Origin of the sequence: Streptomyces sp. NPDC004609 (assembly GCF_042873655.1) — a bacterium.
GTDB lineage: Bacteria > Actinomycetota > Actinomycetes > Streptomycetales > Streptomycetaceae > Streptomyces.
In genome coordinates this window covers 1-10273 of the sequence record NZ_JBIALS010000076.1, presented here as the reverse complement: position 1 = coordinate 10273, position 10273 = coordinate 1, and the positions used below count along the sequence as shown (strand labels likewise).

Annotated in this window: 8 protein-coding genes; 6 read left to right on the top strand and 2 right to left on the bottom strand. The window is 72.3% G+C overall.

Annotated elements, in window-relative coordinates; translation table 11 throughout:
• The first annotated feature begins 294 nt into the window (after positions 1-294).
• From ACFYT4_RS35585 to ACFYT4_RS35560, 6 genes are all read left to right on the top strand, one after another.
• Positions 295-909 (top strand): TetR/AcrR family transcriptional regulator, encoded by a 615-nt coding sequence (locus tag ACFYT4_RS35585; protein ID WP_389278887.1) that lies wholly within the window; start codon positions 295-297, stop codon positions 907-909.
• Positions 910-1181: 272 nt separating this feature from the next.
• Positions 1182-2363: an N-methyl-L-tryptophan oxidase gene (solA, locus tag ACFYT4_RS35580; RefSeq protein ID WP_389278886.1), complete on the top strand. Its 1182-nt coding sequence runs from the start codon at positions 1182-1184 to the stop codon at positions 2361-2363.
• Positions 2364-2444: 81 nt separating this feature from the next.
• Positions 2445-3710, top strand: a complete 1266-nt coding sequence (locus ACFYT4_RS35575) for a Glu/Leu/Phe/Val dehydrogenase dimerization domain-containing protein (protein WP_389278884.1) — start codon at positions 2445-2447, stop codon at positions 3708-3710.
• Positions 3694-4815: an FAD-dependent oxidoreductase gene (locus tag ACFYT4_RS35570; protein WP_389278882.1), complete on the top strand. Its 1122-nt coding sequence runs from the start codon at positions 3694-3696 to the stop codon at positions 4813-4815. Before ACFYT4_RS35575 ends, ACFYT4_RS35570 begins: the two co-directional genes overlap by 17 nt.
• 119 nt (positions 4816-4934) lie before the next feature.
• A complete protein-coding gene (locus ACFYT4_RS35565; RefSeq protein WP_389278880.1) occupies positions 4935-5573 on the top strand; it encodes a TetR/AcrR family transcriptional regulator in 639 nt (212 codons plus the stop codon).
• Between the two features lie 218 nt (positions 5574-5791).
• The gene (locus ACFYT4_RS35560) at positions 5792-6802 is read left to right on the top strand and encodes a DMT family transporter (RefSeq protein WP_389278878.1); all 1011 of its coding nucleotides are present in this window, start codon (positions 5792-5794) and stop codon (positions 6800-6802) included.
• 64 nt (positions 6803-6866) lie between these two features.
• Here the strand turns inward: ACFYT4_RS35560 and ACFYT4_RS35555 are convergent, their stop codons facing one another.
• Together ACFYT4_RS35555 and ACFYT4_RS35550 are read right to left on the bottom strand one after the other, a co-directional pair.
• The gene (locus ACFYT4_RS35555; protein ID WP_389278876.1) at positions 6867-8102 is read right to left on the bottom strand and encodes an amidohydrolase family protein; all 1236 of its coding nucleotides are present in this window, start codon (positions 8100-8102) and stop codon (positions 6867-6869) included.
• A 183-nt stretch (positions 8103-8285) separates the two neighbouring features.
• Complete coding sequence (locus ACFYT4_RS35550; protein WP_389278874.1) at positions 8286-9860, bottom strand: phytoene desaturase family protein; 1575 nt, start codon at positions 9858-9860, stop codon at positions 8286-8288.
• Between the last annotated feature and the right edge of the window lie 413 nt (positions 9861-10273).

Here is a 10273-nt window from a genome sequence, read left to right as displayed (position 1 = left end):
ACGAGGGCGACCCTCCGCCTTGCGATTGCACGCACCGGACGCCGCAGGCCCCGCCCTCCGGGCGGACGGCGCTACTTTCGATACACGCCCTAGGGCGGTCCGGAAGCCGGTCCGGCTCCGGTCCCGGCTTACTGAATCGCTGTACAGTTAGCTGAAGGAAGCCTGTGGCTGCCGACGGGCCTTTGTCAATGCTTCCGGGCCGATTTTCCTGACTCGCGAGTCAGCCCCTGGAACGGGTGCGGAACGGCCCGTGCAGGCCGCTCCCCGGCCGCCGGCGTGACCTATCCTCGGGGCGTGACCCGACACCGCAAGGACGCCGGCCTGCGTCGCGGGGAGATTCTTCGCGCCACCGTCGCCCAGATCGAGAAGCGCGGCATCCACCCTCTGCGGATCTCCGACGTGGCCCGTGATCTCGCCGTCAGCCCCGCCCTGGTGATCTACCACTTCCGCACCAAGGAGGCGCTGATCGGCGAAGCCTTCACCTGGGCCGTACAGCGGGACCTGGACCGCCTCGACAAGCTGACCTCGGACTGCCCGACCGCACTGGCACGGCTGTCCACCGCCCTGGACTGGTACGCCCCGACCAAGGGCGCCAAGGGCTGGACGCTGTGGATCGAGGGCTGGGCAGCCGCCCTGCGCGAACCCGCGCTGCGGACGGTCGGCAGGGAACTCGACCTGCGCTGGAAGGAAGCGCTGACCGCGATCATCCAGGAAGGCGTGGCCGCCGGGGAGTTCTCGGCGGAGGACCCGCGCGGGGCCGCCTGGCGGATCACCGCCCTGCTGGACGGCGTCGCCGTGCAGACGGTGGTCCACCGCGAGACACGGGACCGCGAGCAGACCGCCGCCTGGTCCCGCCAGATCGTCGCCCACGAACTGGGGCTGCGGCCGGCCGCGCTCGAAGGCGACTGAACCGCGGGCCCGCGGACCGCGCCGCGGGGCCCGCCCGGCCCGGCCGGAAGTCCGCCGCGCAGCCGGAACGCCGGTGCTCCGCTCTTGACAGCCACGAATCCGCTACTGCATCGTCGTTCAGTATCCGCTCGCAGGGCCGCCCGACGCGCCGCCCCTGCCGGACGCCGATCCGACCACCCGAGGGTGGTTCCCGAGCCCTTTCCGTCGCCGCCGTCCTTCCCGGTCGCATGCCGGGGACGCGCGGCACGAGCTCCGCGCCGAGAGGCCCATCCATGAACGTGAACACAGGGACCGAATCATTCGATGTCGTCGTCGTCGGTCTGGGAGGACTCGGCTCGGCCACCGCATGGCACCTCGCCGCTTCCGGGCAGCGCGTGCTCGGGCTGGAACAGTTCGAGTTCGGCCATGACCGCGGTGCGTCCCACGACACCTCGCGGATCCTCCGCCACAGCTACCACCGCCCCGACTACGTACGCCTGACCCGGGACGCGTACGACGACTGGGCACACCTGGAGCAGGCCGGCGGCCGGCAGTTCGTCACCCTGACGGGCGGCATCGACCTCTGCCCGGAGGGCTCGCCGCTCCCGCTCGACGACTACTGGCACAGCCTCTCCGCCGAGGGCATCCCCTACGAGCTCCTGGACGCGGACGAGGTGCGCGGCCGCTGGCCCCAGATCTCCGTCCCCGACGGCACCACGGCCATGTACCAGGAGCGCACCTCCATCGTCCCCGCGGCGAGCTCCACGGCCGCCATGCAGCAGCTGGCCACGGCGGCCGGCGGCCGTCTCCTCGACAACACCCCGGTCACGGAGATCCGGCACGGCGCCGGCGGGGTGGAGGTCGTCACGCCGCGGGGGCGCTACTCCGCGGGCAAGGTCGTCCTGTGCACGGACGCGTGGGCCAACACCCTGCTGCGGCCGCTGGGCTGGGACATCCCGATCACGACGCTGGAAGAGCAGGTCACCTACTTCGAGCCGGTGGACCCGTCGCGTTTCGCGCCGGAGGTCTTCCCGGTCTGGATCTGGCTGGACGACCCGAGCTTCTACGGCTTCCCGTCGTACGGCGAGGCCACGGTGAAGGCCGGGCAGGACTGCGGAGGGCCGGAGGTGAGTCCGGACCGGCGGTCCGGGGCCACCGATCCCGAGATGCTGTCGCGGCTGTCCCGCTTCATGGGCGAGCGGTTCCCGCTGAGCGGCAGGGCGGTGCGCTCCAAGCGCTGTCTGTACACCCTGACGCCCGACCGCGACTTCGTCCTCGGAGCGGTGCCGGGCGCGGAGCGGGTCCTGGTCGGCCTCGGTGCGGCGCACGCCTTCAAGTTCGCGCCGACGCTCGGCCGGATGCTGTCCGCGCTGGTACAGGACGAGACGCTCGCGAAGACCGAGCCGTACACCGCGTTCCGGCTCGACCGCCCGGCGCTGACCGACCGCGACCACCCGGTCAACTGGATGAACTGACCGCTGCCCGGCCGCCCCGCACATCCCCCGAGAACGCACGCCCGCGGTGTCCGTGACGCGTGCCCGCACTGGACGGAAACCATGACAGCGAGCCCCCTGAGCATCCCCCGCCCCACCACCGCCCCACCGCCCCACCTCCAGGTCACCTGGACCGATCCCGTCACCGGGCGCAGGGGATACGTCGTCATCGACCGGCTGGTCAGAGGCGTTTCCAGTGGTGGTCTGCGCATGCGCGAGGGATGCACCCTCGACGAGGTCCGCGGGCTGGCGGCGGGAATGACCCGCAAGGAAGCGCTCCACTACGACCCGGCCAACCGCTACATCCCGCTCGGCGGGGCGAAGGGCGGCATCGACTGCGACCCGCACGACCCGCAGGCCCGCGCCGTCCTCGGCCGCTTCCTCGACGCCGTCCGGTCCCTCCTCAAGCACCACTGGACCACCGGCGAGGACCTGGGGCTGCGCCAGGACACCATCGACGAGGTCCTGGCCGAACTGGGCATGGACAGTTCCATCGCGGCCATCTACCCGCTGCTGGACGATGCCGCCGGGGCGCGGCAGCGGCTGGCGGACGCCTTCGCCGTGGAGGTGGACGGCGTCCTGCTCGCCGACCTCGTCGGCGGTCTGGGTGTCGCGGAGTCGGCGCTCACCGCGCTCGACCACCTCGGCCTATCCCGTACCTCGGCGCGCGCCGTCGTCCAGGGGTTCGGGTCGATGGGCGGTGCCACCGCCCGCCACCTCGCCCGGGAGGGCGTCACGGTGGTCGGCCTGGCCGACGCCCGCGGCGTGATCGTCAATCCGGCGGGCCTCGACGTGGAGCGGCTGCTCCTGACCCGTGACGGCCTGGGCGGGATCGACCGCTCCCAGCTGCGTCCCGGTGACACGGAGGCCGACGGGGACACCTGGCTCGACATCGACTGCGAGGTCCTCGTACCGGCCGCGGTCTCGTACTGCATCGGCGCGTCCGAGCAGGAGCGGATCAAGGCCCGGGTCATCGCCGAGGCAGCCAACATGCCCACCCTCCCCGACGCCGAGGCGGCGCTGCACGCGCGCGGCACCCTCGTCCTGCCGGACTTCGTGGCCAATTCGGCGACGAACGCGTGGTGGTGGTGGACCCTCTTCGGCGACATCGGCGCCGATGCGGACCAGGCGCACCGCAAGATCCGGGAGGCCATGGGGCGGCTGACCACCGACATGCTCACGGACGCCGAGACCTACGGCACCACACCGCGCGAGGCGGCCCTCGGCGTGGTCGCCCGCAAGCTCGGCGACATCGAGGCCAGGTTCGGCGGGCCGGGCGCGCCCGCCGCCGTCCGTTCTGCCGGAGGCAGCCATGACGACCCGCGCTGAACTCGTCGTGATCGGCGGCGGCCTGATGGGCACCGCCACCGCGTGGGCGGCCTCCCGCCGCGGGCTGTCGGTGCTGCTGCTGGAGCAGTACGGCCCCGGGCACGCCCGGGGCAGCTCGCACGGCAGCTCCCGCATCGTGCGGCGCGGCTACCAGGAGACCCTGTACACGGAGCTGACCGGTCGGTCGTTCGAGCTGTGGCGGGAGCTGGAGCTGGACTCCGGTACGCCGCTGCTGCGGATGCTCGGCAGTGTGGACTTCGGGACGCGCGCGTACGCCGAGTCGATCGCCGCCCAGCTCGCCGCCTCGGCCGTGGAGCACGAGGTGCTCAGCGCGCAGGAGGCGGAACAGCGCTGGCCGGGGATGCGCTTCGAGGGCCCGGTCGTCCACCACGCTCAGGGCGGTACGGCCGATGCCGCCTCGGCGGTGACCGCGTTCGTGGAAGGCGCCGTCCGGCGGGGTGCGGTCGTCCGCCACGGCGCCGCCGTGGCCTCGCTGGACACGACGGCGGACGGCAGGGCCCGGGTCGTCCTGGCCGACGGCGACGAGGTGCTCGCCGGTACGGTCGTCGTCGCGGCCGGGGCGTGGACCGGCGAACGGCTCGGCGGACACGTCGCGCTGCCCCCGCTGACCGTGACCCAGCAGGACACCTTCCACTTCCCCCGGCTGGACCCGGCCGCTCCCGCGTGGCCCAGCGTCCTGCACGAGCGGGGAGCCGGGATCTACCACCTGGCGGGCGGCCGCAACGGCGGCCCTGACGACGACCGCAAGATCGGCGAGCACTACGGCGGCCTGCGGACGACGGCCTCCGGCCGGGACGGAGTGGTTTCGTCGGCGGCGCGGGACCGGCTGGTCGCGTACGTGAAGGAGTGGCTGCCGGGGCTGGACCCGACGCCGCGCAACGAGAGCAGCTGCCTGTACACCTTCACGCCGAACGAGGACTTCCTGCTCGACCGGGTCGGTCCGTTCGTCGTCTGTTCGCCCTGCTCGGGGCACGGGGCGAAGTTCGCTCCGCTCATCGGCGAGCTCACCGCCGATCTGGTGACCGGAGCCGGGGGCACGCCCGAACGGTTCCGGCTCGCCGCCCACGCCTCCGGGGCGAGCTGACCGGCCCCGCCGGCCGTGGTCGGGCCGTGCCCGCGCCGTGCGCCGGACGGAGGCGCCCGCGCGGACCGGACGCCCGCCTTCCTGACACACGAATCAGGAAGGCGAGTAGGGTGCACCTCGTGGCACGCAAACAGGTTGTCCTCCGGCGCGAAGAAATCCTCGACGCGACGGTGGAGCAGATCAAGCAGCGCGGTATCGCGGCGACGCGCGTCGCCGACGTGGCGGCTGCCCTGGGAGTGAGCAGCGGGCTGCTCCACTACCACTTCGCGACCAAGGAACTCCTCATCGAGGAAGCCTTCTCCCACGCGGCACAGCGGGAGATGGAGAGCCTGCGCAGGACGGTCGCCCGCTCCGGGTCCGCGGTGACCCGGATGAAGGCGCTGCTGCGGCTGTACCTGCCGGCGGGGCAGGCTCCCGGCTGGCGGCTGTGGATCGACGGCTGGTCGGCGGGCATGCGGGACAAGGGCCTGCACGACGTCATGCGCACGATGGACGACGAGTGGAAGTCCTCCATCGTCCAGCTGGTCCAGGAGGGAAGGGACAACGGCGAGTTCCAGTGCGCCGACCCGAGGGTCGCGGCCTGGCGGATCACCCTGTTCCTGGACGGTCTCGCGGTGCAGCTCGTCGCCCGGCGCGGCGTCCTGGAGAGGGCCGAAGCCACGCAGTGGGTCCGTGAGCACGTGGGCGCGCAACTCGGCATCGACCCTGCGGCACTGGGTCCGCGGCGCACGTCCCCGCAGCCGGACGACGCATCCTGACGACTCGGCCCGCGACCTCTCCCCCGGCCCGTACCGACCCGCTCCGCACTGCCCTGCTCCACCCGAAGGCCGGCGTCGTGGCGCCGGCCTTCGGCGGTCCCGCAGTGGCACCGGTATTGACTGATGCATCAGTCAATATCTAGGTTGAGGTGTGCCGCTCGCCGGGACCCGGCAGACCGTGGTGCGCGGTCGTCCACATCAGAGGGGGGAGGAACACCGTGACCACCATCCAGCAGGCCGGGCAGCTCAGCGGCCGCGCGGGCTCGGGACGCCGCATCGCCATCGTCGCCCTGACCTGCGCCACCGCCGTGTGGGGCTGGAGCTACCTGGCGACGGTCTGGGTCCTGCCCGAGATGGGCACGGCGAGCCTGGTCGCCGTGCGCTTCGTGCTCGCCGGCCTCATCATGGTGGCGTTGCGGCCCCGCGCGGTCTTCTCGCTCGGCCGACGCCACACGCTCGCCGGCCTGGGCCTCGCCCTCTTCCTCGGGCTGGGAACCCTCCTCCAGGTCGAGGGCCAGAACTACATCCCCGCGTCCCAGTCCGGCTTCCTGGTCTCGCTCTTCGTGGTCCTGACGCCGCTGGCGGGCCGGGTGCTGTTCCGGACGAAGGTGACCAAGGGCGTCTGGGGCGGTGTGCTCGCCGCGACGGCCGGCCTGGCCGTGATCTCCTTCAACGGGGTCTCCCTGAGCCTCGGCAGCTGGCTGACGCTGGCCGCCGCGCTGTCGTACTCGATCCAGGTGACGCTCCTGTCGGAGTACTCCTCCCCCGACAAGGTCTACGGCCTGGCCGCCCTCCAGATCCTCGGCACCGGCGTGATCGCCTCCTTCTGGGCCGTGCCCGCCGGGATCGACCTGCCGGACACTTCCGCGGGCTGGGGCTGGCTCGTCTACTCGACCCTGCTGGCGACGCTCGGCATGTACGCGGTGCAGACCTGGGCGCAGTCCCGGGTCAGCGCCGCCGGCGCCGCCGTCGTGCTGGCCTGCGAACCGCTGTTCGTGGCGGTGTTCAGCCTGCTCGTCGGGGCCTCGCTGTCGAACCGGACGATCATCGGCGGGGTGCTGATCCTGCTGGCGATGTACCTGGTGATCGCCGCGGACCGGCAGGCCCCGCCGCCGCTCGCCGATCCCCTCGCGCTGCCCGATCCGCGCGCCGCCCCGGGCCACGAGGCACCGGACGCGCCCGCGCCGCACGGACCGGGCGCGCCCCGCACGGCCGCGGGCACCGACTGACGCCCGGCGGGCCCGGACGGGGTGTGCGTTGACACGTACGAAGGGCCGGACCGGCCCCTGTGGTTCAGTGCCCCGCCGTCAGGTCGTTCTTGACGACCTGTCCCCCCTTCATGACGAAGCGGACGTCCTCGAAGGCTGACACGTCGCCGGACGTGCCGGGAACGGCGATGAGGTCGGCGTACTTGCCCGGCGTGATCGAGCCGACCCGGTCCTCCCAGCCCATGCACTCGGCGCCGGTGAGCGTGGCCGCGCGCATCGCCTGCATCGGCGTCATGCCGTACGTGCACAGCGCGGCGAGCTGGCGGGTCTGCATGCCGTGCGGGAAGGCGCCCGCGTCCGTACCGAAGCCGATCTTCACACCGGCGTGCACCGCCTTGGTGAACGCCTCGCGCTGCGCGACGGTGGCGTGGTCGTTCTTGTCCTGGGTCTCCGGGTCGAAGCCTGCGGCGTCGGCGTGCTCGGTCAGCCAGTCGCTCCACCAGATGTCGGCGGAGAGGTAGGTGCCGTGCCGGAGCATCAGCTCGATGCCCTCGTCGTCGAGGTAGCAGCCGTGCTCGATGGAGCGGACGCCGGCCCTGACCGCCATCTTGATGCCTTCGGTCCCGTGTGCGTGGACGGCGACGTACGCCCCGTAGAAGGAAGCCTCCTCCGCCGCGGCCAGCATCTGCGCCTCGGTGAGCTCCGGGGCGCCGGGCACGGTGCCCGCCGCCATGACGGCGCCGGTGCCGATCAGCTTGATCACGTCGGCGCCGCCGTGCAGGATCTCCCGGACCCGCTCGCGGATGTCGTCCACTCCGCGCACGGAGCCGAAGCGGAACTCCCGGGGCAGTTCGATGTCGTGGGCGAGCCCCGTGATCATCCCGCCGCCGGTGGAGACGGTGACGTAGGCGCCCGCGACCGCCATCCGGGGCCCGAGGACTGTGCCGTTGTCGATGGCGTCGCGCAGGGCCGTGTCGACGAACGCCCGGTAGGCGCCCAGGTCCCGGACCGTGGTGAATCCGGCGAGCAGGGTGTCGCGGGCATGGCCGATCGACTCGAACGCCTGCTGGGCGGCACTCTGCCGCATTTCCCGAGCGGGGTCGCCGCAGGCGGCGATGCCGATCAGGTGGGTGTGCAGGTCGATCAGACCGGGGCTGAGCGTGGCCTCGCCGAGGTCGATGACCTCCACTCCTTCGGGGACCGGCGTGGCGGAGGGCTGCACCGCTGCGATCCGTTCCCCTTCCACCAGCACGGTCCGGTCGGTCAGTACCTCACCTGCCTCGACATCGATCAGCCGGGCGCAGCGCAGCGCGAGGGCCATCTGTCCTCCTCGACGGGTCGGTCTCGGACGCCGGGACGGTCCCGGCTCCGTACGGGTGTCCCGTCCCCGGGGCGGTGACCGCGCGGGGCGTCGGCCGCCCCGGGGACGGGAGGCGCCGTCCGACCGCGGAGGCGGTGGGACGGCGTCCTCGGGTCGTTCCTGTCTCCGGTACCGGAGACCGGCTCACTGCTCCAGTACGGCCATGGCCGCATTGTGGCCGGGGATGCCGCTGACTCCGCCGCCGCGCACCGCGCCCGCGCCGCAGAGCAGCACGTTCCTGTGGGCGGTCTCGACGCCCCAGCGGCCGGTCGGCGTGGACTCGTCGGTGAACGGGAGGGCCAGCGACCGGTGGAAGATGTTGCCTCGGGGCAGCCGGAGCTCGTTCTCCAGGTCGATGGGGGTCTTGGCCTCGATGCACGGCCTGCCGTCCCCGTCGACCGCCAGGCAGTCCGCGATGGGCTCGGCCAGTACGGAGTCGAGCTCGGCGAGGGCCGACGTGAGCAGGGCCTCGCGCTTCGCGTCATTGCCGTCGGCGAACAGCCGTGCGGGCGCGTGGAGTCCGAACATCGTCAGCGTCTGGTAGCCGCGCTCGACCAGTTCGGGGGCGAGGACGGTCGGGTCGGTGAGTGAGTGGCAGTAGATCTCCGAGGGCGGCGCCGACGGCAGCGAGCCCGCCGCGGCCTCCCGGTAGGCCGTCTCCAGCTGCCCGTAGCCCTCGGCGATGTGGAAGGTACCGGAGAACGCCTCGCGCGGGTCGACGGAGGTGTCGCGCAGGCGCGGCAGGCGGCGCAGCAGCATGTTGACCTTGAGCTGGGCGCCCTCGGCCCGCTCGGCCGGCGCCTCGTCGCCGATGAGCTCGGCGAGGGCCTCGGGGGAGGCGTTGACCAGGACCTTGCGGGCGGCGACGCTGCCCTCGCCGGACCCGGTGCGGTAGGTGACCACGGAGTGCGGGTCGTCGGGCCCGATGCCGAGCACCTCGTGGCCGGTGACGATCTCGGTCCCGGCGGCGCGGGCCGCGCCGGCGAGCGCGTCGGTGAAGGCGCCCATGCCGCCGACGGGAACGTCCCAGTCTCCCGTGCCCCCGCCGATGATGTGGTAGAGGAAGCAGATGTTCTGGGCGAGGGACTCGTCGTGCGCGTTGCTGAACGTGCCGATGAGGGCGTCGGTGAGCACGACGCCGCGCACCAGGTCGTCCCGGAAGCGCTCTTCGAGCGTGATGCCCAGCGGCTGCTCGAAGAGCATGTTCCAGGCCGTGTCGTCACCGATCCGGGCCCGCAGCGCGTCACGGGTGGGCAGGGGCTCGGTGAGGGTGGGGAAGATGCTGCGGGCGACGTTCCCGGTCGTGGCGTAGAAGTCCTGCCACGCCGCGTACTCGGCGTCGGAGCCCGTGAGGGCGCGGAAGGAGGCGCGGGTGCGCTCCTCGCCGCCGCCGACGAACAGGCCGGTGGCGCGGCCGTCGCGGACCGTGGGCGTGTAGGAGGAGACCGAGCGCTTGCGCACAGCGAATTCCAGCCCGAGGTCGTCGACGATCTTCGACGGCAGGAGGGAGACGAGGTAGGAGTAGCGGGACAGGCGCGCGTCCACACCCTCGAAGGCCCGGGTCGAGACGGCGGCGCCGCCCGTGACGTCGAGGCGTTCGAGGACGAGCACGGAGCGACCGGCCCGAGCGAGGTAGGTGGCGGCAACGAGCCCGTTGTGGCCACCACCGACGATGACGACGTCGTAGACGTCCCTGGAGACTTCGGCTTGCGCAGGCATGACTCTTGGTAACACGCCCCCGTCGCACACCGCAAGAGATTCTTCGCTGTTTCATAGATCTTGGACCATTATCCTGACTCGCGAGACAGGATAAAGGCTCTCACAAGAGACTTCGCTGGGATCAATATTCCCAGCTCACGGCGCATACTGTGGAGAATTCGCCCTGAGCGACAGTCATCTGTCACTACGTCAGCTAGGTTGAGTTACTGACTGATGTGCAAGTCAGTAAGAGCACGGCAAACACTCCTCGTACACCCCGGAATTCCAATACGGAGCGTGCACGCGGGCGGGGGGGGGGGGGGGGGGGGGGCGCCGCGGGGGGGGGGGGGGGGGGGGGGGCGGGCCGCCGCGGCGCGCGGCGCGCGCGCCCGCGCGGGGGGGGCGGGGGGCGCGCGCGCGGGGGCGGCGCCCCC